At 62.8% G+C, this 25,740-nt stretch carries 15 protein-coding genes; 4 read left to right on the top strand and 11 right to left on the bottom strand.

Translation table 11 applies throughout. The features are described 5' to 3' along the window. Window positions 1-6: 6 nt before the first annotated feature. Window positions 7-573 (top strand): M48 family metallopeptidase, encoded by a 567-nt coding sequence (locus FMF02_RS09925; RefSeq protein ID WP_141413033.1) that lies wholly within the window; start codon window positions 7-9, stop codon window positions 571-573. Between the two features lie 5 nt (window positions 574-578). Here the strand turns inward: FMF02_RS09925 and FMF02_RS09920 are convergent, their stop codons facing one another. Beyond that, window positions 579-1,877, bottom strand: a complete 1,299-nt coding sequence (locus tag FMF02_RS09920; protein WP_141413032.1) for a pseudouridine synthase — start codon at window positions 1,875-1,877, stop codon at window positions 579-581. 303 nt (window positions 1,878-2,180) lie between these two features. Between FMF02_RS09920 and FMF02_RS09915 the strand changes: the two genes are divergently transcribed. Further along, a complete protein-coding gene (locus FMF02_RS09915) occupies window positions 2,181-3,506 on the top strand; it encodes an MATE family efflux transporter (RefSeq protein ID WP_019129950.1) in 1,326 nt (441 codons plus the stop codon). A 70-nt stretch (window positions 3,507-3,576) separates the two neighbouring features. Here the strand turns inward: FMF02_RS09915 and FMF02_RS09910 are convergent, their stop codons facing one another. The 3 genes from FMF02_RS09910 to gyrA all read right to left on the bottom strand — a co-directional run bounded on the left by FMF02_RS09910 (window position 3,577) and on the right by gyrA (window position 10,269). Further along, a complete protein-coding gene (locus FMF02_RS09910) occupies window positions 3,577-5,616 on the bottom strand; it encodes a hypothetical protein (RefSeq protein WP_141413031.1) in 2,040 nt (679 codons plus the stop codon). A 711-nt stretch (window positions 5,617-6,327) separates the two neighbouring features. Next, on the bottom strand, window positions 6,328-7,674 hold the full coding sequence (locus FMF02_RS09905; protein ID WP_026074800.1) for a tetratricopeptide repeat protein: 1,347 nt from the start codon (window positions 7,672-7,674) through the stop codon (window positions 6,328-6,330). A 45-nt stretch (window positions 7,675-7,719) separates the two neighbouring features. After that, entirely contained in the window at window positions 7,720-10,269 is a 2,550-nt protein-coding gene (gene gyrA, locus FMF02_RS09900; protein WP_141413030.1) for a DNA gyrase subunit A, read from the bottom strand. 392 nt (window positions 10,270-10,661) lie between these two features. Between gyrA and FMF02_RS09895 the strand changes: the two genes are divergently transcribed. Further along, complete coding sequence (locus FMF02_RS09895; RefSeq protein WP_141413029.1) at window positions 10,662-12,047, top strand: SGNH/GDSL hydrolase family protein; 1,386 nt, start codon at window positions 10,662-10,664, stop codon at window positions 12,045-12,047. A gap of 58 nt (window positions 12,048-12,105) precedes the next feature. On the opposite strand, the gene FMF02_RS09890 is transcribed toward FMF02_RS09895, so the two are convergent. The 7 genes from FMF02_RS09890 to FMF02_RS09860 form a co-directional block, all read right to left on the bottom strand. Continuing rightward, complete coding sequence (locus tag FMF02_RS09890; RefSeq protein WP_019129955.1) at window positions 12,106-12,744, bottom strand: LolA family protein; 639 nt, start codon at window positions 12,742-12,744, stop codon at window positions 12,106-12,108. A 2-nt stretch (window positions 12,745-12,746) separates the two neighbouring features. Beyond that, window positions 12,747-15,536, bottom strand: coding sequence for an FtsK/SpoIIIE family DNA translocase (locus FMF02_RS09885; RefSeq protein WP_141413028.1), 2,790 nt, complete (start codon window positions 15,534-15,536; stop codon window positions 12,747-12,749). 44 nt (window positions 15,537-15,580) lie between these two features. Next, entirely contained in the window at window positions 15,581-16,360 is a 780-nt protein-coding gene (gene murI / locus FMF02_RS09880) for a glutamate racemase (protein ID WP_141413027.1), read from the bottom strand. Beyond that, on the bottom strand, window positions 16,353-16,883 hold the full coding sequence (locus FMF02_RS09875; RefSeq protein ID WP_019129958.1) for a shikimate kinase: 531 nt from the start codon (window positions 16,881-16,883) through the stop codon (window positions 16,353-16,355). Before FMF02_RS09875 ends, murI begins: the two co-directional genes overlap by 8 nt. A gap of 28 nt (window positions 16,884-16,911) precedes the next feature. Continuing rightward, window positions 16,912-19,734, bottom strand: a complete 2,823-nt coding sequence (locus FMF02_RS09870) for a DNA gyrase/topoisomerase IV subunit A (RefSeq protein ID WP_141413026.1) — start codon at window positions 19,732-19,734, stop codon at window positions 16,912-16,914. A 45-nt stretch (window positions 19,735-19,779) separates the two neighbouring features. After that, complete coding sequence (locus FMF02_RS09865; RefSeq protein WP_141413025.1) at window positions 19,780-21,654, bottom strand: DNA topoisomerase IV subunit B; 1,875 nt, start codon at window positions 21,652-21,654, stop codon at window positions 19,780-19,782. An 82-nt stretch (window positions 21,655-21,736) separates the two neighbouring features. Then, window positions 21,737-22,471, bottom strand: coding sequence for a lysophospholipid acyltransferase family protein (locus FMF02_RS09860; protein ID WP_034779506.1), 735 nt, complete (start codon window positions 22,469-22,471; stop codon window positions 21,737-21,739). A gap of 825 nt (window positions 22,472-23,296) precedes the next feature. On the opposite strand from FMF02_RS09860, the gene FMF02_RS09855 reads away from it, so the two are divergent. Beyond that, window positions 23,297-25,672, top strand: a complete 2,376-nt coding sequence (locus FMF02_RS09855; protein ID WP_141413024.1) for a TonB-dependent receptor — start codon at window positions 23,297-23,299, stop codon at window positions 25,670-25,672. The last annotated feature ends 68 nt before the right edge of the window (window positions 25,673-25,740 follow it).

Raw genomic sequence — 25,740 nt, 5'->3', positions numbered from 1 at the left:
CCGGTATTGGAAACCAAACTGCAACACCCCCTGCTGGGTGAAATCGTCCTCTGCCAGACCCGCCGTGCACGCCGCATCTCGCTTTCGGTGCGCAGCACAGGCGGCGTGCGGCTGAGTTTTCCCTGCAACGTACCGCGCGCACGCGCGCTGGCCTTTCTGGAATCGAAAACCGACTGGGTGATCCGGACGCGCGACCGGCTCGCGGCACGCGCTGCGGCGCATCCGGCACCCGCCCCGTGCGACATCGAGGCATTGCGCAGCGCCGCCAAGGCCGAACTGCCCACGCGCGTCGAAGAACTGGCACGGCTGCACGGGTTCCGCTACGGACGGGTGACGATCCGTGCGTCGCGCACCAAATGGGGCTGCTGCACGGGCGACAACAACCTGTCGCTGAGTCTCTTCCTGATGACCTTACCCCCGCATCTGCGCGACTTCGTACTGCTGCACGAACTCTGCCACACCGTCCACCACGACCACTCGCCCCATTTCCACGCACTGCTCGACCGGCTCACCGGCGGCAACGAAAAACTCCTCAGCCGTGAGCTGAGGAGCTATTCGATACCGGCACGGTAGCCGCGCTATTCGTACTGGCCGCTTTTGAGACGCATCACCTCCTCCTTGGTCAGGAAGCGCCATGCGCCGCGTTTGAGATTCTTCTTCGTAAGGCCGGCGTAGTAAACGCGGTCGAGTTTGCGCACCGAGTAACCCAGCGACTCGAAGATGCGCCGCACGATGCGGTTGCGCCCCGAGTGGATCTCGATGCCGATCTCGCTCTTGTCCTCCTTGACGTAGGCGATCTCGTCGGCGTGGATCTCGCCGTCCTCGAGCGTGATGCCCTCCGCGATACGATCCATGTCGGCCCGCGTGAGCGGCTTGTCGAGCGACACCTGATAGATCTTCTTCTTGCGGTACGACGGGTGCGTCAACTGGCGCGTCATGTCGCCGTCGTTGGTGAAGAGCAGCAGCCCCAGCGAATTCTTGTCGAGCCGCCCCACCGGATAGATGCGCTCCTCGCAGGCGCCCTTCACCAGATCCATCACCGTCTTGTCGGCGTGGGGATCTTCGAGCGAAGTGACATAGCCTTTGGGCTTGTTGAGCACCAGATAGACCTTCTTTTCCCCCTCGATGCGGCTGTCGTTGAACTTCACCTCGTCGGTCGGCTTCACCTTCGATCCCAATTCGGTCACGATCACGCCGTTGACCGAAACCAGTCCGGCCTGGATATAGTCGTCGGCCTCGCGGCGCGAGCAGAGTCCCGACTGGGCGATGAAACGGTTCAGGCGGATTTCGCCCGTCTGCACGTTGGGATTATAGCGGGGATAGCTCTTGGGCCGAACCTCGCCGCGGCGATCGTCGCGCTTGAATCCGCCCGCGGACTTCGGACCGTAACGTTTCGGCGCCCCCGCACGTTCGCCGTGACGGAAATCCCCCTCCTGCTCGCCGTAGGGGCGCTTGGGCCCGAACTTGCCGGCGGATTTACGGCCGTAGGCAGGCTTGTCGCCGTATTTCGGCGCACCGAAGGGTTTCTTCCCGTAGGGACGCGGACGATCCTCCGCCGCGGAACGCTCGCCGCCGTAGCCGCCCGAACGATCCGAACGGGGCCCGTCCGGACGGCCCCGGTAAGGCCCCGAAGGCCGGCCTTCGCCATATCTGGAACCGCCGGACGGACGGCGCGGGCGCTCGTCGACGGGGCGGTTGTCTTCCGTGAAGTGGGGATTGTACGAAGCACGCCGTGGGGCATGTTCGCGCGGGGTGTCATCGGCATCACGCCGGGGACCGGGGCGACGTTCGATACGTTCGGCGGTCGTCGTGCGCTTGCGCTTGTCGCGTGCGAAACGGTCGAGAACCACCGTCGAGTCGCTGTTGTAGTCTTTCATTTCGATTCAAATTAATTCGTGGCAAAGGTAATCTAATTTTCGCAGATTGTCCGCACAAATCGCACCAAATCAGCCGCCACGGCGAAAGAATCAGCATTTGTCCGTAAAAATGCCTCGCGCGTATCTCCGCGGGCATTCCTAAGGCCGGTCGTCCTCCGCCGGAACGGCGCGGAACCGCATGGGTTCCACCCGCACAGCCGGCCGTAAATCCGCAGCGGGCTGCCGGCATCGCACCGTCATGCAAATATATTTGGTTCTGCCCGCGGCTTGCACTATCTTTGCGACACGTTAAACCCCTCGTTTATGAATCGGGAAATCCTGCGGCTCGCGCTTCCGAACATCGTTTCCAACATCACCGTCCCCGTCATGGGCATCGCCAGCACGATGATCGCCGGCAATCTGGGCGGCGGCGACACCACGCGCGCGATCGGATCGCTGGCCGTCGGCGTTTCGATCTTCAACTTCATCTACTGGAACTGCTCCTTCCTGCGCATGGGCACGAGCGGACTGACGGCGCAGGCCTACGGCGCGAAGAACCACCGCGAATGCACCGCCACGCTGGCGCGCACGCTGCTCGTCGCGGCCGTATTGGGCGCACTGATCCTGCTGCTGCAATACCCGCTCGGCCAAACGGCGATCTGGGCCATGAACGGCGACGAACTGGTCGCCGAATACTTCTACGCCCGCATCTGGGCCGTACCGGCGGGCATCATGCTCTTCGGCCTCAACGGCTGGTTCATCGGGATGCAGAACGCCCGCATCCCCATGTGGATCGCCATTCTGCAAAACGTCGTCCATGTCGGCTGTTCGTGGTTCTTCGCCTTCCGCTGCGGGATGGGCATCGCCGGCATCGGTTACGGCTCGGTCGTCGCCCAGTATCTCGGCGTGGCGCTGGCCGCCGTGCTGATCGTGGCCAACTATCGGGAGTTCATCACGCGCATCGACTGGTCGGCGGTCTTCGACATGCGGCCAATCCGGCGCTTTCTGGTCGTCAATCGCGACATCATCGTCCGCACGCTCTGCATCGTAGCCGTCTACACCTTCTTCACCGGCGCATCGGCCCGCATGGAGGATCGGACACTGCTGGCCGTCAACACCATCCTGTTGCAGCTGTTCACCCTCTTCTCCTACATGACCGACGGTTTCGCGCAGGCGGCCGAGGCGCTCACGGGACGGTTCATCGGCGCACGCGACGGGCGGTCGCTGCACCGCTGCATCCGCAACTCGATCTTCTGGTCGCTGGCCGTCGCGGCGGTCTTCGTCGGCATCTACCTCGTCTGGTGGCGCGACCTGCTGCACGTCTTCACCCTGAACAGCCCCGAATCATCGGCCTACATCATCGCAACGGCAGGCGATTACATCGGCTGGATCATCGCCATTCCGATCGCCAGTTCGCTCCCCTTTCTGATGGACGGCATCATGGTCGGCGCGACCCGCACGCGGGTCATGCGCGACTCGATGATTCTGTCGACGATCATCTACTTCGCCATCTTCTTCGCCTTCTCGCCGCTGATCGGCAACAACGCGTTGTGGTGCGCCTTCCTGCTCTACATGCTGCTGCGCGGCGTATTGCAATACTTCATGACCCACCGTTTGAAGGACATCTACCGGCAGGCGGACGCCGCCTGACCCCATACGGAATCCGCCCCTGCGAAAGCTCGTGCATCGCAGGGGCGGACTTACCCGGACAAGAGGAGGGCTATTCCCTCATGCAGCGTACCTGCGCACCGCAACTGCGAGCGGCCGATCCCAGCAGTTTCTTCTGAATCGTTTCCAGTACGAACGCACCTGCCTTCGGACTGTCCGGCGCATAAGGCGAGGCGCTCCAGACATACCAGCCGCTCTTCGTAAAGCGCGCGGCACCTGTCGTTCCGAACAACATGCCCGCAGCCGGATAATAGATCTCCTGCCCCTCAACCGTAAAGACCAATCCATCGTTGGCGGAGACGCTCGTCCCCTGCTTGTACCACTGGGAGAAAGGGGCATCGGCCGTCGGTGCGAAGGCCGTCCAGACGAAGCGATGCGACACCCGGTAACCGGGCGGACAAGGATCGTAGATGCTCTTCTCCCCGACATCGGACAGCGCATCCGTGCAACCCCACAGGTCATCTTTCAGGCGGTCGCCGGCAGCGACGTAATACCAGTTGGGATAGGATGCACCGGTGCTTTCCGGAATTTCGGTGATGAAATTCATCGGATAACGCACCGCAGCCTCCATCGTGGCGGCTGCACCCAGCCGTTCACCGTCGGCCAGATGCCAGCCCGGAGCGGCATCGAACGCCGCCGAAGCCTCCGAATCATCCGCAAGTTCGGCACCCGCCGCATCGTAGACGGCCATACGCTCCTGCGACGAACGGAACGGCACGAACGGGTCTTTGCGGCCCCACTGGTAGAACATGCCGTAGCTCGACGCATTGTCAGCGCCCTGCCAGGCGGCAGCGAGCGCTCCCAGATTGCGATCCATGACCGCCGCCGCGCCGAGACCCTCATAGGGAAGCGCATACCGATGCAACGCCCCTTCCAGATCGGCCGACGTCAGCCACAGATGCCAGCTCCATAGAATCGCACCGTCGGCGTCGCAGGCCGCAACGACGGCATTGCCCTCCACGAAGGGATCGGCCGTCGTAAAACGGATGCGTCCCTCCTCGCCGAGCGAAACCTCCCCGATCAGATTCGGCGCCGTCTGCCACAGTAGCTTCGCGGTCACTGGCCGCAGCGCTTCGGGAACGATTCCGTCCGCCTTCCCGCAGGTCGAACCCGCGGTGTAGGCCGCATCGGGCGGCGTCACCGCACCGTTGCCCATCGTCGTAGCGTCGAACTCGTAACGTCCCGCCCGCGCCACGACGTAGCAGTTGGCCGTCGCCGAGGCATCGAGCGCCACGGGCGCCGGTTCGGTAGCCGCATAAGCGATCGGATTGTAGGTCTTGATATGGTTGGCCGTAAGCACGACCTCCGCCTGCGACGTCTCGCGCACCATCTGCCCGCCCTCCGTATCGGTGATCGTGAAGCGCCAGCCCCGGTAACTGCCCGGCGGAACGACCAGACAGAAGACGACGGGATCGCCTCCGGAGAGCGCTGCGCCCCCGGCACCGCAGTCGAGCAGGATCGACGGATGTCCGGCATCGACGGAACGTACCGTCCACCCGCCGGCGGCCGTCCATTCGAACCGCATTCGTCCGGCAAGCGGCGCACCGTCGAGCGTCGTCAGACGGATCGAGCGGATCGTCGCCGTTCCGGTGAGTTGCAGCCGCACCACGCCGCAGACCGACGTGAAGCGGAGATCGTCCGCACGTGTGCTTCGGGCGGTCATCGGGCTGATGCCCGCAGCGAACGTCCTCGAACCTCCGAAGGGCTGCACCGCAGGAAGCGTCGTCGTCACGCCCGCACCTTCGGCGACAGCATCCGGACGATAGGGATAACAGGCGTAATAGACCGCGCTTTCGAAAGCCTCGCCGGTGAAATCGGCAGACGTCCCGCCCGCAAAACGGTCGTCGATCGCATAACGGCGGCACGCCGGCGAATCTTCTCCCCACAGCGCGATCGCATCGCCCGCCGACCACCGCACCTCCGTGCCGCGCGGGCCGCCCAGCGACGTCCGGGTCTCGTCGACCCGGGCATGTACCTTCATAAGCGCCGGCGTCTCCTCCGACGGACGCAGCGGCGACTGCGCCTCGTCCGGTTCGATCCGCTCGCAACCGACCGATGCGAGCAGGATCGCAACGAGATAAAACCGTCTCATCGTCCCGACCCTATAAATCCTCCCACGGGTCTTCGACCATCGGCGTGTTACCCGATTCCGACGACGCTGCGAAACCGCGTTCCGCGACGCACTCCGTCGACCGTACTTCCGGAGGCAGATAACCCGCCGCCAACGACAAATACTCCCGACCGGTTCCGGTACAGGTTGCCTGCAACGTATACCGAGCGCGGAAAACGACTGGTGAAAACGAATGTTCGCACATAACTTCTTTCTGTTAAAAGTTGATATTTTCTCGCTTCGTTTTCTCGCCTCGGCATAGCCCGAACAAGTTCGGCTTTGCACGCGGCTTATCGAAAACGTTGATTTTCATTCTTCGTTTTCTCGCCTCGGCATAGCCCGAACAAGTTCGGCTCTGCGCTCGGCTTATCGAAAACGTTGAACAAAACAAAGATAATAAAATTAACAGAAAAAGTCTTTTTTAAATTATAAAACAATCTTTTTATTTTATTACAAACGTGCGATACGAAAGCTCCGCTTCGGACACTCGCGGAAGCGTGTACGGGAAAAGCAAGGCCCCGAAAAGCCGGAGAGGGGCTGCGGAGCCTCGAAACGGGATCGACGGATTGCCGACCGCGCCCGTCGCCCGCTACCCCTCCGCCAGAAGGCTCCCGGTACCGATACGGCGAAGGCCGGAGACGGGATGTGAGATCCCGTTCTCCGGCCTTCTGTCGGAAGACGAAAGAGTTCCCGTTATTCGAGACCCTTCATCTTTTTGAGCAGCTCATTGTACTCATTGTACTTGTCCATCATACCCGGTTCGTCGCGCAGACGGAAGCTGATCGACTTGATGTAATCGACCGTATCCACGTCGTCGGGTTTGAGCTGATGCGCCTTCTCGAAGTAAGGCAGAGCCGCCATGTAAACGACGTTCACCTCTTTCAGGTCGGCATCGTACTCCGACTGGCTGCGGTAATTCTTCTGCCCCATCTCGGTGTTCATGGCGTCGGCCTTGACCGTATAGAACAGGCCCAGATAGTAATTGCCCTCGTAGAGGTCGGGCTTCAACTCGACGACCTTCTTGAACGAATTGATCGTCTCGTCGTAGTTCTTCAATTTGTAGAAGACACGGCCGCGGCCGAACCAGAGGTCGACGTTGTCGGGATCGCTTTCGAGCGACTTGTCGATCATGCCCACCAGGTCGGCGGGATCACCCACGCCCTCCTCCGAGGTATAGAGCTGCATCAGGCCGTCGAGGATCTTCTCGTTCTTCGGGAACTTCTCGATACCTGCCAGCAGTGCGTCCTTCGCCTTGATGAGGAAGGCCGCATCCTTGTCTTTCTGGCCGTAATAGCTGTGGAACAGATAGTAGTAGACATCGCCCGCCTCGTCGGTATAACCGGCGGCCAGCGCGTCGTTGAGCGCCTGTGCACCGCGCGCGAACGATTCGGGATGGTTCGCTCCGTCGACGGTCAGCAGATAGCCGGCATAGTAGAGGAGCGCCGGATCGGCCTCGCCGAAAGCGGGGCACTGCTGTGCCTTGTAGGCGGCCAGATAGGCCTCGGCGCCCGTAAGATATTCGCCCGCTTCGATCGAGACATTGCCCAGAATCGAGGCGTAATTGGAGATCTGCTCCAAACCGTTCTTGATCTTCGACGCCTGCTTGGGATCCAGCTCGTAGGCCTTGTTATAGGCTTCGATCGCCGTATCGAGGGCGCCTTCCTTGATCTCCTGCAACTGCTTCCATGCCACGATCTTCCCGTCGCGCTCGTAGGCGATGAAATAGGGATAGTTCCATGCAATGGCTTTCGAACCGTTGAGCGTCACCTCCTCGGTGCTCGTGGGATCGCCCACCGAAAGTTTCAGCAGCGTCGTCTCCATCGGAGCGAACAGGTTGGCCGTCGGTTCCGCTGCGGCGTCGTAATAGACCCTGCCGCGATTGATCCACGTGGCGGCCTTGGCGTTCTTCTTGGGATTCGCGATGTCGGCATCGCTCTTCTCGAGTTTGGACAACGTCGCCTCCTTATTCACTTTCTGCGCTTCGGCAGCCGGAATGGCCAGCAACGCAGCGGCTGCGGCCATCAAAATGAATCTTTTCATACTCGTTTTAACTAAAATAATTGGTTTATCTCCTGATGTATCTCTTTATTGCTCGGCGGCAGGCGTTTCGTCCGTCGCTGCGGGAGCGGGATTCTCCCCGCCTTCGACCGCCGCCAGCTCCTCCTCCTCGCTGCCCGGAACGGCCATTACCGAGGCGATGGCGTCGCCCTCGCGCAGGTTGATGATCCGCACGCCCTGCGTAGCGCGGCCCGCCACGCGGATCTGCGACACCGCCGTGCGGATCGTGAGACCCGACCGGTTGATAATCATCAGATCGTTGTCGTCGGTCACGGCCTGGATCGAGATCAGTTTTCCGGTCTTCTCGGTAATATTGATCGTCTTGACGCCCTTGCCGCCGCGGTTCGTGATGCGGTACTCGTCCAGATCGGTCCGTTTGCCGTATCCGTTTTCGCTGAGCACCAACACGTCCTGCCCGCTGTCGGGTTCGACACAAATCATGCCGACCGCTTCGTCGCCCTCTTCGAGCGAGATGCCGCGCACGCCGGCGCCCACACGGCCGATCGGACGCACCGTCCGCTCGTTGAAGCGGATCGCCTTGCCCTCGCGCGCCGCGATCATCACCTCGGCCTCGCCGCTGGTGAGCTTCGCCTCGATGAGCTGGTCGCCCTCGCGGATGACGATGGCATTGACGCCGTTGCTGCGCGGCCGCGAATAGGCCTCCAAACGGGTCTTCTTGATCGTACCGTCCTTGGTACACATCACGATATAGTTGTTGTTGACGTACTCCTCGTCGTCGAGGCGCTTGACGTTGATGTAGGCGCGCACCTTGTCGTCCGGTTCGATCTGGATGACGTTCTGGATGGCGCGTCCCTTCGACGAGCGCGTTCCTTCGGGAATCTGGTAGACCTTCAACCAGAAGCAGCGCCCCTTCTCGGTGAAGAAGAGCATCGTATTGTGCATCGTGGCCACGTAGATGTGCTCGATGAAGTCCTCGTCGCGCGTCGCACTGCCCTTGGCGCCCACGCCGCCGCGGTTCTGCGTGCGGTATTCGGCCAGCGGCGTGCGTTTGATATAGCCCATGTGCGAAATGGTGATGACCATTTCGTCGTCGGCGTAGAAATCTTCGGGATTGAACTCCTCCGAGGCGTAGACGATCTCCGTGCGGCGTTCGTCGCTGTATTTCTCCTTCATTTCGAGCAGTTCGTCCTTGATGATCTTCATCTGCAACGGTTCGCTCCGGAGCACCTCGTTGAAGTAGGCGATCTGCTTCTGCAACTCGTCGCGCTCGGCCGTCAGCTTGCCGTGTTCCAGCCCCGTCAGCGCGCGCAGGCGCATCTCGATGATCGCCGAAGCCTGCAACTCGCTCAGGCCGAACTTCTCCATAAGCGCCGTCTTGGCCTCGTCGGGCGTGCGGGCGGCGCGAATGGTGTGGATCACCTCGTCGATATTGTCCTGCGCGATCAACAGACCCAGCACGATGTGCAGCCGCTCCTCGGCCTTTTGCAAATCGAAGCGCGTGCGGCGCACCACCACGTCGTGCCGGTGCTCGATGAAGTGGCGGATCATGTCGCGCAGGTTGAGCAGGTAGGGACGGCCGTGCACCAGCGCGATGTTGTTCACGGGGAACGACGTCTGCAACGGCGTATTCTTGTAAAGCGTATTGAGCACCACGCTCGCCACGGCATCCTGTTTGAGGATGATGACGATGCGGAGTCCCTGACGGTCCGACTCGTCGTTGATGTAGGAGATGCCCTCGATCTTCTTGTCGTTGATCATGTCGGCGATCTTCTTGATCATCTCGGCCTTGTTGACCATGTAGGGAATCTCCGTCACCACGATGCACTCGCGGCCCGACGCCGTGTGTTCGATCTCGGTCCGGGCGCGCATCACGACGCGTCCGCGGCCCGTCATGAGCGCCTCGCGGACGCCCTCGTAGCCGTAGATGATGCCTCCCGTCGGGAAATCGGGGCCCTTGACGTACTGGAGCAGCTCCTCGCACTCGATGTCGTGGTTGTCGACATAGGCGCAGCAGGCGTCGATCACCTCGCCCAGATTATGGGGCGCCATGTTGGTGGCCATGCCCACGGCGATGCCGCTCGCGCCGTTGACGAGCAGCAGCGGAATCTTGGTGGGGAGCACCGTCGGCTCCTTCATCGTATCGTCGAAGTTGTTCGTCCAGTCGATCGTCTCCTTGTCGATGTCGGCCATCACCTCGTCGGTGATCTTGCGCATACGCGCCTCGGTGTAACGCATCGCCGCAGGCGAGTCGCCGTCCATCGAACCGAAGTTGCCCTGACCGAAAATCAGCGGATACCGCAGCGACCACTCCTGCGCCATGCGCACCATGGCATTGTAGACCGACGAGTCGCCGTGGGGGTGGAACTTACCGAGCACGTCGCCCACGATACGGGCCGACTTACGCGTCGGTTTATCGGAATAGAGCCCCAGTTCGGCGCTCATGTCGTACAAAATACGGCGGTGCACGGGCTTCAGACCGTCGCGCGCGTCAGGCAGGGCGCGCGAAACGATGACCGACATCGAGTAGTCGATGTAGGCCGATTTCATCTGCTGCTCGATGTTGACGGGGATGATACGCCCCTCCAAACCGGCATTCTTTTCTTCTTCAGTCAGCATGTCTTATCTATTCGTTTTCAACTGTCGTTCTCCGTGTCGGCGGACGGTCCGCAGGGATGCGGAAATCCGCATCCGCAGATTTTCCGAAAACATCTCCCGTCGCGCTCCGATCCGGCTTGCCGAACCCCTATTAATAACAAGCAAAAATACGATTTATTTCGCAACCGGGCAACTTTTAGGGGTAAAAATTCAATCTCTCGACATGTCTTCCGACTGAAACCCTCCGTTTTCGGCAGGTTTCAGCCGATCTGAGCGCATTCGGCATCCGCCCCCGACAGGAGGACGCGGGAAACCGGCTCTTCACCGGCCGGCAAAGCGGCGAATTCCCGTCCGCAGGAGTTGCGATTGCGCGGAAGATTTCGTAGTTTTGTTCTGCTAACCTACGACGAACCATGAACCGATTCTTTTCTACGCTGCTGCTTTGCGTCGCCACCGTGCTCTGCGTCGCCGGCGCAAATCCGTCCGCAGGCGGTCTGCCCTGCCTGTGGCATTTCGACAAAGCCCGTCACGCCGCGCACGCCGCGACCTTCGTCGACGAAGGGTACCTGACGGCCGACGGCCGCCCCGGAGCGACGCTCCGCTACCTCCGCGCCGACGGCAACGCCCCCGGCGGCTTCGTCCGCACGCTCGGCAAATCGCATAACCCCGCCGTGCGGGGCGGAGCGGCGGGCGACTGCTGGCTCTTCGCCGTACCGGTCGACTCGCTCGGCCGCGGCGAACGCATCGGCATCGACTTCCTCTTCGGCAACGACGCCTCCGCCCCGAAATACTACCGGCTGGAATATTTCGAACGGGGACGCTGGCTTCCGGCCGCGCAGCTGCGGCGTGCGGCGGAAGATCCGGACATCCGCTACACCCACCGCCTCTTCGCCTCGGGCAAAGGCAACTCCTACAAGGTCTTCGGCACGATCCGGCTGCGCGACGCCCTGGTGCGCGACACGCTGCGCATCCGCTGGGTGCAGGCTGCCGACCTGCGCGCCGACGACGGGCGTCCGATCCCCTCCGACAGCATCGGCGCCAGCGGATTCTGCAACGCGCACGGACTGGGCGCCTGCATCCGCCGGTTGGGCGCCCGCCCGCTCTCCCGCCCGCAGAGCGTCCTCTTCATCGGCAACAGCTACACGTATTACAACCTCGTGCCGGGGATCGTCCGCGAACTGGCCTCCTTCGAAGGGCGCGACCTGCGCGTCGAGATGTTCACCATCGGCGGCTGCACGATGGAGCGCCACCTCGAACAGGCCGACTGCCGCGATCTGATCGAACGAGGCGGTTACGATTTCGTCGTGTTGCAGGATCAGAGCCTCCACCCGGCGCTGATCGGCACCCCCGACGACCAGGGGATCGCCGGCCGCATGGAGGCGATCGTCGCCCACATCCGCACCCACAACCCGAAGGTCAGACCCTACGTCGAGATGACGTGGGGACGGCGCGACGGTTATACCGAGCGGAAATTCGACTACGACTTCCTCCGAAGCTACGCATCGATGCAGGAGCGCATCCGCGTCAACACCCTCGCCGAAGCCGAGGCCGTCGGGGCGGGCTGCATTCCGGTCGGCGTCGCATGGAGCCGCGTGCGCACCGAACGGCCCGACATCGAGCTCTACGCCGCCGACGGTTCGCACCCCTCCTACGCCGGCTCCTACCTGGCGGCGGCCGTGATCTGCACGACGCTGACCGGAGCGCCTTTCGGTGCGGCGCCCTCCGACGGCCTGCTCGATCCCGACACGGCGGCCTACCTGCGCCGCGTGGCGGAGCAGACCGTACTGGGCCGCGACTAACCAAACGGCAGCGGGGTTCCGGAACGTTCCGAAACCCCGCTGCCGTCTCCAGCACGCCTCAACGGAAATCGATCAGCTCGTAACCGGCGTAGTCCGCCGCATCGAAGCGCCGCACCTCGGCCGACGGTTCGATCCGCCGGATCTCGATACGCATCCGCTCGCCGTCGAGATCGTAGATCACCGCACGCGGCGATCCGTCGGCGGCGACGTCGACCGTGATCGAACTCATCGCCGCCCCCTTGTCGACCGGCGTGAGCCGCAGACGGCGCACCTCGCCTTCGGAGGGCAGCAGTTCGCTGCGGAAGGCGTCGTCCAGGAAATCGAACGCCCGCGTCGGGTTGCCCAGCAAGCTGCGGCTCTGCGTGTCGACGACGTCGACCACCACCTCGCGCTTCGAGGGATCGACCTCCCATTTCGAAACGCCGTCGGAGTAGGCCTCGGCATCGCCCACGCGCATGTAATAGCGGTCGCCCTCGACGGCATAACTTCCTTCGGCGGCAAAGTCGTCGCCTTCGACCGCAAAGGTCACCGTATAGGCCTTCATCGCCCGGAAACGGGCCGCCAGCTCGCCTGCGACCTTCCGCGCAGGCGCATCGTCCGCCGCACGCAGCGGCAGCAAGGATACCAGCGCCGCCAGACACAGCGCCCACCGGAGCAGACCGCCGGGCCGGACTATCGTATTCGATCGTGTCGTCATCGTCAGAAAACACCCAATTCCTGCAACTTCGCTTCGAGGCTCGGCAGGTCGTGATAGAGAATATCGCGCGGTTTGGCGCCCTCCTGCCGCCCCACGATGCCCGCCCGTTCGAGCTGCATCATGATCCGGCCGGCACGGTTGAAGCCCACTTCGTAGTTGCGCTGGATCATCGAGGTCGAGATCTGCCCCTGCGACACGGCGTCGCGGGCGATCTCGGCGAATTTCGAGTCGTATTTCACCGGTGCGGAGCTCTCGCTGCCCAGCGCCGCCTCGCCGCCGCCCGAGTCGGGCGTATAGTCGGGCAGGTTGTAGGCCGACGTATAGCTCTGCTGCTTGGAGATATACTCCACGATGCGCTCCACTTCGGGCGTATCGACCAGTGCGCACTGTATGCGCGTCAGTTCGCCGTTGTTCGAGAAGAGCATGTCGCCGCGGCCGATCAGCTGCTCGGCGCCCGGACGGTCGATGATCGTGCGCGAGTCGATCATCTGCATCACGCGGAAAGCGATGCGCGCCGGAAAGTTGGCCTTGATGCCGCCCGTGATGACCTTCACGTCGGGACGCTGCGTGGCGATGATGAGGTGGATGCCCACCGCACGCGCCTTCTGCGCCAGCCGCATCACGGGGCCCTCGACCTCCTTGGCCGTCATGATGAGGTCGGCGAACTCGTCGACCACCACAACGATGTAGGGCAGGTAGCGGTGTCCTTTGAGGGGATTGAGCCGCCGCGCGGTGAACTTCTCGTTGTACTCCTTGATGTTGCGCGCACCGGCGTCCTTGCACAGCGACAACCGATTCTCCATTTCGATGCAGAGCGAGTTGAGCGTATAGACCGCCTTGCGCGGATCGGTGATGATGGCCTCCTCCTCCGACTCCATTTTGGCCAGGAAATGCCGTTCGATCTTGGCATAGAGCGAAAACTCGACCATTTTGGGGTCGATCATCACGAACTTCAACTGCGCCGGATGCTTCTTGTAGAGCAGCGAGGTGATAATGGCGTTCAGTCCCACCGACTTGCCCTGTCCCGTGGCACCGGCCACCAGCAGGTGGGGCATTTTCGCAAGATCGAAGACGTAGTTCTCGTTCTGGATCGTGCGGCCGATCACCACCGGCAGTTCGGCCTTCGCCTCCTGGAATTTCATCGAGCGCACGGCCGAATACATCGACACGATCTGCTTGTTGCGGTTGGGCACCTCGATGCCGATAGTCCCCTTGCCGGGGATCGGTGCGATGATGCGGATACCCAGCGCTTTGAGGCTTTGCGCGATGTCGTTCTGCAAATTCTGGATACGCGAAATCTTGACCCCCTGGGCCTGTACGATCTCGTAGAGCGTCACCGTGGGGCCCGTCGTGGCCTTGATGCGCTGAATGGGGATGCCGAAATTTTTGAGCGTCTCCTCGATGCGCGACTTGTTCTCGTAAATCTCCTCGTCGGTCACCTCCGAGTCGGAGAGGTAATCTTCGAGCAGCGCGACCGACGGACGGCGGTAATTGACCAGATCCTTCAACGGGTCGTAGGCTTCGGTCGTGATCCGGTGTTCGTCCACCAGCGCATCGTGGTGCTCCTCGACGGTCACCACCACCCCTTCGGGCGCATCGCCGGCCGCCGCGGGCGCACCCGCATCCTTCACCGTGAAAGGTTCGTCGTCGTCCAGGAAAGGATTCTCCTCCGCATCGGCATCCTCCGCCCCTGCCGGAGTATCGGCCGGCACCGCACCGCCCGTATCGTCCATGCCGTCCGAAAGGTCGATCTCGACGAATTCGTCCTCCTCGCCCGCCAGCCGCGACGGCAGCGGCGCTGCGTCCGCACCCTCCGGCTCTTCCGCGCCGAGCGTATGCTCCTCGAAGGGATCGTCGTCCGTGACGCGGTTGCGGGCATAGTAGTCGTTGACGGTCTGCACGCCGCCCGAAACGGGAGCCACGCCCACAGGGTGCACGACGAAAGGATCGTCCTCCTCGTCGTCGGCCGCGACCGCGGCCTGCGCCCCACCGGCAGCAGGGCTGACGGCCCGCTCCCGCTGCGGCTCCTCCTCCGCGACGGGCGCTGGCGGAGGGGTCGGCCGCACTTCGCGCACGCCGCTCTCCGCAGGCGCCGCCTGCTCGTCGTCCTCCTCTTCCCGGGGACGGGAGACGACGAGCGACTGCAACGACGGCACCTTCTGCGCCACCGTTCCCACCAGCTTGCCGCTCTTGTCGACCAGCACGTTGCCGGCGCGGTTGACCGTATTGATGAAATTGCGGTTGATGAAGACGCCCGTCAGAATCCAGCCGCCCAGCAACACGATGAAGCACCCCACCATACCGATGCTTCCGCTCAGCAGGCGTCCCATTTCGATGCCGCAGGCGCCGCCCCAGCCGCTGTTGAACATTCCCCACCCGTCGTCGAAGGCGACGCCGAGCGTCAGCGACCCCAGGATCAGCACCAGCAGCGAGCTGAGCACCGAGTGGTGGAAAAGGACGGGCCGCCGGCGCAGGATGCGCGCGCCCATCATCGTCACGATGATCGGGACGACGATCCCGAACAAACCGAACGAACGGCCGACGAGCATCTCGGCCGTCCATGCGCCCAGACGGCCGCAGGGGTTGTCGATCGAATCGTCGAAATTGGGATTCTCGCTGCCGATGCCGTGCAGCGCGCTGTAATCGCCGCGCCAGTCGAAGTAGTAGAAGACCACCGACGCCACCAGAAAGATTCCGGCAAAGAGCAGCAGCAGGCCGAAAATCCACCGCGCGCTCTCGCCGTCGGAGCGCGTTGCGGAGGCCTTTGCCGATTTGGATTGGGTCGATGCCATGTCAGTGTTCGTTTATCGATACAAAAGTAACGATCATTTTCCATTTATGCAACGTCGCAGGCGAAAGCCTTGCGGCGCAACCGTTCGCCGTAGGCCGCGTCGGCGAAGGTCAGGAAGCCGTATTCGGGACGATGCCCCGCCTCCGCACGCAGGCCGCGGGCGTCGAGCAGCTGGGCCGTGCGGCGCGCCACGGCGGGCGCAGGATCGATGATCGTCACGCCGCGCCCGGCCGCAGCCCGGCGGATCGCTCCGATCAGGAAGGGATAGTGCGTACACCCCAGCACGATCTGGTCGGCGCCGCGCGCCAGCATTCCGGCCATCGCCGCCGCCACGGCGCGATCCGCCTCGGGCGTCTGTTCGAGGTCGTTCTCCACCAGCTCGACGAAGCCCCGCCCCGGCTCGGCGATGATGGTCACGTCGTGGCCGTAACGCGCCGCCGTGCGGTGGAACAGGTCGCCTTCGAGACTCCGTTCGGTCGCCAATACCCCCACCACGCCGCTGCGCGTATTCTGGCAGGCGGGTTTCACGGCAGGCTCCATACCCACGATCGGCAGCGCCGCATAGTTCGCCCGCAGGAAATCGATCGCGGCGGCCGTCGCCGTATTGCAGGCCACGACGACCAGTTTGCACCCCTCCTCCACGAGCCGCGCGACGGCTGCATCCGCAAGCGCACGCACCTCCTCGCGCGGGCGCGAGCCGTAGGGGCAGTTCTTGCCGTCGCCCAGATAGAGCAGCGACTCCTCCGGCAGCAGACGCCGCACCTCGCGCCAGACGGTCAGCCCGCCCAGTCCCGAATCGTAGATTCCTATCGGAGCGTTATTCATTCCCTTCGAGATAATGTATGATCCGTTCCACGGCCTCCTCGTCGCTCAGCGTGTCGCAGTCGAGCACGAGCGCCGCCTGCGCGTAGTAGGGTTCGCGCTCGGCGATGTTGCGCCGCATGAACTCCACCAGCTCGGCATCGCCGAGCCCCTGCAATTTGGGGCGTTTCGCCCGTCCGTAGGGCGTCAGCCGCGCGGCGATCCGCTCCGCCGAACGGCGCAGATAGACCGTCGTACCCGCCTTCGACAGCATCTCCATGTTGTCGCTCCACGTGGGCAGGCCGCCGCCCGTGGCGACGATGCAGGCCTCGCCGGAAGCCGCCACGCGCTCCACCACCGAACGTTCCAGTTCGCGGAAGCGCTCCTCGCCCTCGTAACGGAAGATGTCGCCGACCGACGCCCCCTCCATGCGTTCGACCTCGGCGTCGGTATCGACGGCGCGCACCCCTGTACGGCGCGACAATTTACGCGCCAGCGTGCTCTTGCCGCACCCCATATACCCCACCAGAAAGACCTTCGTCGTCATTTCGGCCGTTTTTTTCGGATTCGTCCTTTCAGAACAGGTTGAGCTGCTCCACGTCGATCACGTCGTCCTGATCCCCGCGCGGGCGTTCGATCGTGAACTCCACGTCGTCCGTCTGCGGCGGCACCGCCGCAGGCCCCTCGGGCAATTCGATTCCCGACGCTGCGCCGACCTCATTCGCCGCAGCCGCTCCCGTCGCAACGGCCGGACCGCCCGCAGGCGCGTCACCGGAGCGGTCATCTCCCGTCGCAGGATCGGCCGGCTCCTCTTCGGGTTCTTCGGGCTCGACGAAGTGCAGCGACGCCACCTCGAAGGTCGTCACCCGCTTGCCCTTGGCACGGTGGCTCTTGACACCGACGAAACCGTCGACTTCTATGCGCTCCGCAGGCCGCGATGCCTGTGCTCCGGCATAGGTCACTTCCAGCTGCGCTCCGGCACGTCCCGTGCGGCAGACGAAATCGCCCGTTCCCTCCTCGTCGAGGAAGAACTGCGTCTTGTCGCTCGATTCGATCGGGAAGCGTTTCAGATAGTAATAGTTCTGCTCGCGGTCGAAATAGCAGACCGCATAGACCCGCTCGGGACGGTAGCGTTCGACCAGCACCGTATCGTCGGGAAAGTGCTGTTGCAGGTCGTAGCCCGTGATATAGTAGGTGCGGGGCGTCCATACCAGCAACTTGTCCTCGCCCTTGAAGGCACCCAGCGCATAGCCCCGCCCTTCGGTGTTGAGCCGGTGCACGTCGTCGTCGAACCAGATTTCCTGGCTGCCGAGCGTCGACGTGCCGCGCTCCTTCATCACGATCTTGTGGATGCCGTAGCGCGAAAAGAGGTTGCCCTGGCTCTGACGCCCCTTGATGGCCAGCGTCGAGAAGTCGAGATCGACGATCACCTTCTTCAACCGCGGGCGCGGCTTGAAGTAGACTTTCAGCACCTCGGCCTCGCCGTTGGGGTTGACCGTCATGTAGAGGATTTCGCTTCGGGGCGTTCCCTTCGTGATGTCGTACTCCTTGTCGCGCGTGATGCCCTTGATCGCGCAGCGCTTCATCAGGATCGGGCCGTTCTTGCCGTCGCGGTAGAGGACGTTGTAGATCGTCCGCTCGTCGTTGCGCTTGAAGACGCCGATGTAATAGATATTCTTGTCGAAGAAGGCCTTGTCGCTCACCTTGGTGATAATGTAGCGGCCGTCCTTCGTAAAGACGATCACGTCGTCGATGTCCGAACAGTCGCACACGAACTCGGCGTCCTTCATCGACTTGCCGATGCCGAAGAATCCCTCGGCGCGGTCGACGTACAGCTTGGCGTTCGTGACGGCCACCTTCGCCGCCTCGATCGTATCGAACGACCGCAATTCGGTGCGCCGCTCGCGGCCCTTGCCGTACTTCTCGCGGATGCGTTCGTAGTAGGCCACGGCGTAGTCGGTCAGATGATCCAGATCGTAGCGCACGCGCTCGATCTCGGCCTCGATCGCCTTGATCTCGTTGTCGGCCCTCTCCGAATCGAACCGCGAGATGCGGATGAACTTCAACTCCGTGAGGCGCTGCACGTCGTCGAGCGTCACTTCCCTGCGCAACAGCTTCTTGAAGGGCGCCAGCCCCTCGTCCACCGCCTCGTAGGCCGCCTCGCGGGTCTTGCATCCCTCGATGAGCTGGTAGAGCTTGTTCTCGATGAAGATGCGTTCGAGCGAAGCGGCGTGCCACGCCTCGTTGAGTTCATGCAACCGGATTTCGAGCTCCTGCCCCAGCAGCGCCCGCGTATGATCGGCCGAACGGCGCAGTATCTCGCTCACGCCCATGAAGTGGGGCTTCTCGTCCCGGATGACGCAGGCGTTGGGCGAAATCGACACCTCGCAGTCGGTGAAGGCGTAGAGCGCGTCGATCGTCTTGTCCGACGACTCGTCGGACGCCACCTGCACGATGATCTCCACGTGCTCGGCCGTGTTGTCGTCCACGCGGCGGATCTTGATCTTGCCCTTCTCGTTGGCCTTGATGATCGACTCCTTGATCGACTCGGTGGTCGTCGTATAGGGAATTTCGGTAATGGCCAGCGTCCGTTTGTCGATCTTCGAGATCTTGGCGCGCACCTTCACCACCCCGCCCCGCAGGCCGTCGTTGTAGCGCGACACGTCGATCATGCCGCCCGTCGGAAAGTCGGGATAGAGCTGGAACGTCTCGCCGCGCAGATGCGCGACGGCTGCATGGATCAACTCGTTGAAGTTGTGCGGCAGGATCTTCGACGCCAGTCCCACGGCGATGCCGTCGGCACCCTGCGCCAGCAGCAGCGGGAATTTGACGGGAAGCGTCACCGGCTCCTCCTTGCGGCCGTCGTAGGAGAGCATCCACTCGGTGGTCTTCTTGTTGAAGACCACGTCGAGCGCGAATTTCGACAGCCGCGCCTCGATGTAACGGCCGGCGGCCGCCTCGTCGCCCGTGAGGATGTTGCCCCAGTTGCCCTGGCAGTCGATCAACAGGTCCTTCTGCCCCAGCTGCACCAGCGCGTCCTTGATCGAGGCGTCGCCGTGGGGGTGGTACTGCATGGTCTGCCCCACGATGTTGGCCACCTTGTTGTAGCGACCGTCGTCGATCACCTTCATGGCGTGGAGAATGCGCCGCTGCACGGGTTTCAGGCCGTCGCCCACGTGAGGCACGGCGCGTTCCAGGATCACGTAGGAGGCGTAGTCCAGGAACCAGTTCTTGTACATGCCCGTCAGCTTGCGCACGCCCCCCGTCTCGGAGGTCAGGCGCGCATAGCGGCCCTGCGCCGCAGGCTGCGCGGCCTCCTGAGGTGCGGCGGCATCCGCGGCAGCGGCCGCGTCGGGCCCGGTCGCGGGGTCGTCGTTGGGATATATCTCTTCGCTCATAGTCGTTTAATTTTCAATCCGATATCCGGCCGAAAAAACCGGCCGTCACGCCTCGCCGATCTGCAAGTCGCCCTCCACGATATCCTCCTCGATGCGGAGATTGTCGACGATGAATCCCTGCCGTTCGGGCGAGTTCTTGCCCATGTAGAACTCCAGCATGTCGTGAATGGGATCGTCCTTCGTCAGACGCACCTTGTCCAGCCGCATCCGTTCGCCGATGAACTCCTTGAACTCGTCGGCCGAGATCTCGCCCAAACCCTTGAAACGCGTGATTTCGGCCTGTGCGCCGCACTTGCGGATCGCCTGCTGCCGCTCCTCGTCGGTATAGCAGTAGAAGGTTTCCCGCTTGTTGCGCACGCGGAACAGCGGCGTCTGGAGGATATAGAGATGGCCGCCGCGGATCACGTCGGGGAAGAATTGCAGGAAGAAGGTCATCAGCAGCAGCCGGATGTGCATTCCGTCGACATCGGCATCGGTGGCGATGATGACCTTGTTGTAGCGCAGGTTGTCCATATCCTCCTCGATGTTGAGCGCCGCCTGCAACAGGTTGAACTCCTCGTTCTCGTAGACCACCTTCTTCGTCAGGCCGAAGCAGTTGAGCGGCTTGCCGCGCAGCGAAAAAACCGCCTGCGTGCGCACGTCGCGGCTCGTCGTGATCGAACCCGAGGCCGAGTTGCCCTCCGTGATGAAGATCATCGACTGCTCGGCCAGGTCGTTCCTGTCCGTGAGGTGTATCTTGCAGTCGCGCAGCTTCTTGTTGTTGAGCGACACCTTCTTGGCCGTCTCGCGCGCCTTCTTCTGAATGCCCGAAATCGCCTTGCGCTCCTTCTCGTTCTCGACGATCTTCTTCTGCAACACCTGCGCCGTCTCGGCATGCTTGTGCAGGTAGTCGTCGAGGTGCTTGCCGATGAAATCGAGCACGAAGTTGCGCATCGAGACGCCCGGCTCGATCTCCTTCGACCCCAGTTTGATCTTGGTCTGCGACTCGAACACGGGGTCGGTGACCTTGACCGAGATGGCGGCGATGATCGACGTGCGGATGTCCGACGCATCGTAATCCTTGTGGTAGAACTCCTTGACCGTTTTGGCGATCGCCTCGCGGAAGGCCGCCTGGTGCGTACCGCCCTGCGAGGTGTACTGCCCGTTGACGAACGAGTAGTAGCTCTCGCCGTAGCCCGACCCGTGCGTGATGGCCACCTCGATGTCGTCGCCCGAGAGGTGAATCGGCGCATAGAGCGGCGCGTCGGACATCTTCTCGTTCAGCAGGTCCAGCAGACCGTTCTTCGAGACGTAGGACTGGCCGTTGAGCTTGAAGGTCAGGCCGAGGTTGAGGTAAGTGTAGTTCTTCACCATCTCCTCGACGTACTCCATGTTGTAGGCGTAGGCGCCGAACACCTCCTCGTCCACGCGGAACGAGATCAGCGTGCCGTTGCGCTCCTCCACGCCGCTCTCCCAGCGGTCGCTCTGCTCGATGCCCTGCGCGAAGGTGACCGTGCGGGCCTCGCCGTCGCGCACCGAACGGGCGGTGAACTCGCTCGAAAGCATGTTGACGGCCTTGACGCCCACGCCGTTCAGACCGACGGTCTTCTTGAAGGCCGTACCGCCGTACTTGCCGCCGGTATTCATCTCGCTGACGGCCGCCGCGAGCGATTTGAGCGGAATGCCGCGCCCGTAGTCGCGCACCGTGACCACGTTGTCGACCACCGTGATCTCGATCTGCTTGCCGGCGCCCATGATGAACTCGTCGACCGAGTTGTCGACGACCTCCTTGATGAGCACGTAGATGCCGTCGTCGGGCTGCGAACCGTCGCCCAGTTTGCCGATATACATGCCGGGGCGCAGGCGGATGTGCTCGCGCGGAGTGAGGGTTACGATCGCGTCGTCGCCGTAGGAGGCGGGGGTATTGAGTAAATCTGACATAATTGCGTCGTGCGGAGTCCGGCGGCTCCCGCTTCCGGCGGCGGACCGCCGGCGATACCGGAAACTCCTTGTCTATAAATTGTTAGTTACGATTCGGCCGCGCCTGTCCGCGCACCTCGGCCAGAGCTGCGGCCATCCGCTCGCGCACGCCGTCCATCAGGACGTGGGTCTCGGTCGCCGCGACCTCGGCCGCCGGCACGGGCGGCAGCACCTTCACGGTGATGCGGTTGCGCCAATTGAAGAGGCGGTTGCGGCCGATCACCCGCTGCGTACCGTCGAGCACGACCGGAAGGATCGGCACACCGGCCTCTTTGGCCAACGTGAAAGCCCCGGCCTTGAATCGGTGGATCTGACCGTCCTTCGAGCGGGTTCCCTCCGGAAAGATCGCCACCGAAGCCCCGCGCGACAACCACAGCCCGCCGTCGCGGAGCAGCTGCTCCAACGCCTCGGCGGCACGTCCCCTGTCGATGCAGATGTCGCCGTGGACGAGCAGGAACTGCCCGAAGAAGGGGATGCGGAAGACTTCGCGCTTGGAAACCCAGCGGAAATTGAGCGGCACGTGGTAGAGCGCGCCGATGTCGACCATGGCCTGGTGGTTGAGTACGATGACGTAACGCTCGCGGCGGTCGACGTTCTCCAACCCCTCCACCCGACGGGGGAAAGGCAGCAGAAAACTCAATGCCAGATACCGCGACATCTCGTGAACGATGCGCCGCGACTTCTGGAACGGGTACGTCAGCGCCAACACCGCGACCGACAGGACGAGGACTACCGTACAGATCGCTGCCAGCCAGATGTAGTACAAAATACTCAACATGCTTCGTGTCAATAGTTTTAATTGTCGGTTCCATCCTGCGGCGGACGGTTCGACACAGCGGGTCGGCCGGCGATGCACGCCGCCCGACCTTCCGCTCTAATTTTGCAAAAGTACAAATTTTTCCGCAATTAATTCAATTTTCGGGCGACGAAAAACAAAAGAAAAACCAGTGACCCGAAGCGGGTGCGGCCCGGCGGGAGGGACGTACCGCGCCTGCACACCGGAAACGAATCCCCGCCCCGAAACGCATTGCCGCAAGAGCGCTGCACAAGGAGTCCGGCACTTCGCCCGAGAGGGATCGTTTCGCCCCGACGCCCGCTCGATTTCGGGTGCGGACGGATCGGCCCCTCCACCCCGCAATCGACTTATCCACAAGGCATAATCCCGCGAAAAGACGATCCGCCCCGCTTCGGATGCAGTCTGCCGACAGCGGGCGGAACCGCACGAACACCGGCGAAGTGCACACCGCCGCATCGCCTTCGCACTGCGACCGATCCGGCAACGAAGGCTAAAAACACCGGAACCGCCCGCACCCATCCAAACCGAGCGCCATCGCATCATTCCGCCGCCCCACGCATGCCGAACCCGTCGGCGGCCGGTTATGGCGGCCGCCGACGAGCCTCTTTCGCATGGAAAGCCGAGGGGCATCCCTGCCCCGCCGCAATACGCGCCGCTCCGCCGCCGTTTCCGGCGCACCTCTTCCGCACTTTTAAAATAGGTGACAAAAATATTTTGAAAAAATCACTACTTTGCAATACAAACTATATTCGTTTATATATATATTTGCAGCGTAAAATAGCAATCGAAACATACAACCACCGGAAAATGAAACAGTATCTCCTCCGTATGCCGCTGCTCCTGCTCTTCGCCGCCCTCGCCGTCGACGCCTCGGCCGCCCGTCAAACCCCGACGACGGGACGGGTCGTCGATCCGGACGGCACGGCCGTCGCCTACGCCACGGTCGTGCTGCTCGACGCCGAAACGCAGTTGGCGGGTACGGCAACCGCAGCAGACGGGTCGTTCTCGCTCAAAGTCCCGGCCGGCCGGTACCGCCTGACGATCCAATACCTCGGCTACGAAACGCTCACACGCGACGTCGATACGCCGGGCGATCTGGGCGAATTCGTACTGCATCCCGCGTCGGTCGAGATGCAGGAGGTGGTCGTCAAGACCAGTCTCGTCCGCCGCGAAGCCGACCGGTTCGTCATGGAGATCGCAGGCTCGCCCGTCGCGCTCGGCAAGGACGGCACCGAACTGCTCAAACAGGCGCCCGGCGTCTGGCTCACCGACGACAAGATCGCCATCAACGGCGCATCGGGCGTCAAGGTCTACATCAACGACCGCGAAGTGCGCATGTCCACCGAGCAGCTGCTCAACTACCTGCGCGGGCTGAAATCGGAGGAGATCCAGCGCATCGAGGTCATCCCGCAGGCCGGTGCCGACTACGACGCCGACTCGGCGGCCGGCATCATCCGCATCACGCTCCGCCGCCAGCGCGACAACGGGCTCACGGGCGACCTTTCGTTCTCGACGCGCCAGAGCCGGCAGATCGAAGGCTACAACCCCTCGCTTTCGCTCAACGGCCACGCAGGACGCTGGACCTTCAACGTTTCGGGCTGGGCGAGCGTCGTGCCGCTGCATGTCACGAAAACCGCCGAACACACCGAATACCGTGCGGGTGGCGCACTGCTCGACGCCTCCTCCGAAATGCGGGGCCGCGACAACTGCGGCGGCGGACGCGCCGGCGCGATCTTCGACATCTCCGAACGGCACAGCATCGGCGCCGAGGCCGACTTCTACATCGACCGCGACCGCTCGCCCAACCGCTCGTCGACCGACTTCCGCGAAGCGGAGCGGCTGACCCGCAACGAAAGCCTCTACGACGGTTCGGAGCGCGTCAATACCTTCTCGGCCACCTTCAACTACATCTGGCGCATCGACACGCTCGGCTCGACGCTCAAAGTCATGGCCGATTACAGCCGCAACAACCGCCGCCACGGCAACGACAGTTTCGTCCGCTCGACCGCCGCCGGCATCGTGCGCGACTCGACCTACGACGACCGCACGCGGGGGCTTTACAACGTGGCGGCGCTCAACGCCGCACTCGAAAAGCGACTCGGCGAGGCGTGGCAGCTGCGCGCCGGCGCGAAGTACACCTACAACGACATGCACAACGAAGCGCTCTACCGCTACCTCCGCCCCGAGGGGTGGGAGACGCTCGACACGTACAGCTACGTCACCGACTATACCGAACACATCACGGCCGCCTACGCCGCCGCGACGCTGAAAAAGGGGCATTGGAACGTCGTGGCGGGGCTGCGCGGCGAATATACCCGCACCACGGGTTACGGCAGCGACGTGCGCCAGCGTTATTTCAGCCTCTTTCCCAACGCCAACCTGACCTATGCGTTCGATGCGGCGGGACTGTGGTCGCTCACGGTGCAGTACGCCCGCAACATCTCGCGGCCGGGCTTCTGGGCGCTCAACCCGATGCGAATGCAGATTTCGGACTACACCTACCAGTCGGGCAACCCCGACCTGCTGCCCGCCTACACCGACAACCTCTCGCTCACGGCCGTCTTCGCCGGAAAGTATTCGCTCAGCGCCGGCGCCCAACTCCACCACGACGAGATCGCGCAGGTCTTCGGCAGCGACGCCGCCGACGCATCGATCACCAACCTGCGTTTCGAGAACCTCGACCGCACGGAGCAATACTTCGCCGCGGCGAATATTCCCCTGCAACTCACGAAGTGGTGGACGCTCAACGCCAACCTCACGGGCATCTGCCGCCGCGACCGCATCACCGCCGACGCACCGCTGCGAACGACGTGGGCCGCCTTCGCCAACGCCGCAACGACCTTCACGCTGCCGCGCAAGTTCTTCATCGAAGCCGAATACTACGCCATGAGCCGCTTCCGGCAGGCCAACCTCGACATGAAGAGTTACCACAGCGTGACGCTGAGCCTCAAAAAACGCCTGCTGGACAACCGTCTGACACTCACGGCGCAGGTAGCGAACCTCTTCGACCGTTCGCAGCGGTTCGTGGCTGAGACCGAAACCTTCGTACGCGACCTGCGGGTATCCAACGACTGGCAGCCCCGCCGCTTCGTACTGACGGTCAACTACAACTTCAAGACCGGCAAGACGTTCAAGGCCCGCAAGGTCGAGAGCGGCGCCGGAGACGAAAAGGGGCGGATGTAAAAGAAGCCGACATCGGAAACCGAAACGGCACGGGAGTTTTTCTGAAAAGCTCCCGTGTGTCGTTTTCC

The sequence above is a fragment of the Alistipes communis genome (assembly GCF_006542665.1).
Classification (GTDB): Bacteria; Bacteroidota; Bacteroidia; order Bacteroidales; family Rikenellaceae; genus Alistipes; species Alistipes communis.
This window is presented reverse-complemented; position numbering and strand designations above follow the sequence as displayed.

Coding starts and splice junctions, on each gene's coding strand:
- gyrA (WP_141413030.1), bottom strand. CDS start 10,269: ATGCTGACTGAAGAAGAAAAGAATGCCGGTTTGGAGGGGCGTATCATC.
- FMF02_RS09875 (WP_019129958.1), bottom strand. CDS start 16,883: ATGACGACGAAGGTCTTTCTGGTGGGGTATATGGGGTGCGGCAAGAGC.
- FMF02_RS09855 (WP_141413024.1), top strand. CDS start 23,297: ATGAAACAGTATCTCCTCCGTATGCCGCTGCTCCTGCTCTTCGCCGCC.
- FMF02_RS09905 (WP_026074800.1), bottom strand. CDS start 7,674: ATGAAAAGATTCATTTTGATGGCCGCAGCCGCTGCGTTGCTGGCCATT.
- FMF02_RS09870 (WP_141413026.1), bottom strand. CDS start 19,734: ATGAGCGAAGAGATATATCCCAACGACGACCCCGCGACCGGGCCCGAC.
- FMF02_RS09910 (WP_141413031.1), bottom strand. CDS start 5,616: ATGAGACGGTTTTATCTCGTTGCGATCCTGCTCGCATCGGTCGGTTGC.
- FMF02_RS09920 (WP_141413032.1), bottom strand. CDS start 1,877: ATGAAAGACTACAACAGCGACTCGACGGTGGTTCTCGACCGTTTCGCA.
- FMF02_RS09895 (WP_141413029.1), top strand. CDS start 10,662: ATGAACCGATTCTTTTCTACGCTGCTGCTTTGCGTCGCCACCGTGCTC.
- FMF02_RS09885 (WP_141413028.1), bottom strand. CDS start 15,536: ATGGCATCGACCCAATCCAAATCGGCAAAGGCCTCCGCAACGCGCTCC.
- murI (WP_141413027.1), bottom strand. CDS start 16,360: ATGAATAACGCTCCGATAGGAATCTACGATTCGGGACTGGGCGGGCTG.
- FMF02_RS09865 (WP_141413025.1), bottom strand. CDS start 21,654: ATGTCAGATTTACTCAATACCCCCGCCTCCTACGGCGACGACGCGATC.
- FMF02_RS09890 (WP_019129955.1), bottom strand. CDS start 12,744: ATGACGACACGATCGAATACGATAGTCCGGCCCGGCGGTCTGCTCCGG.
- FMF02_RS09860 (WP_034779506.1), bottom strand. CDS start 22,471: ATGTTGAGTATTTTGTACTACATCTGGCTGGCAGCGATCTGTACGGTA.
- FMF02_RS09915 (WP_019129950.1), top strand. CDS start 2,181: ATGAATCGGGAAATCCTGCGGCTCGCGCTTCCGAACATCGTTTCCAAC.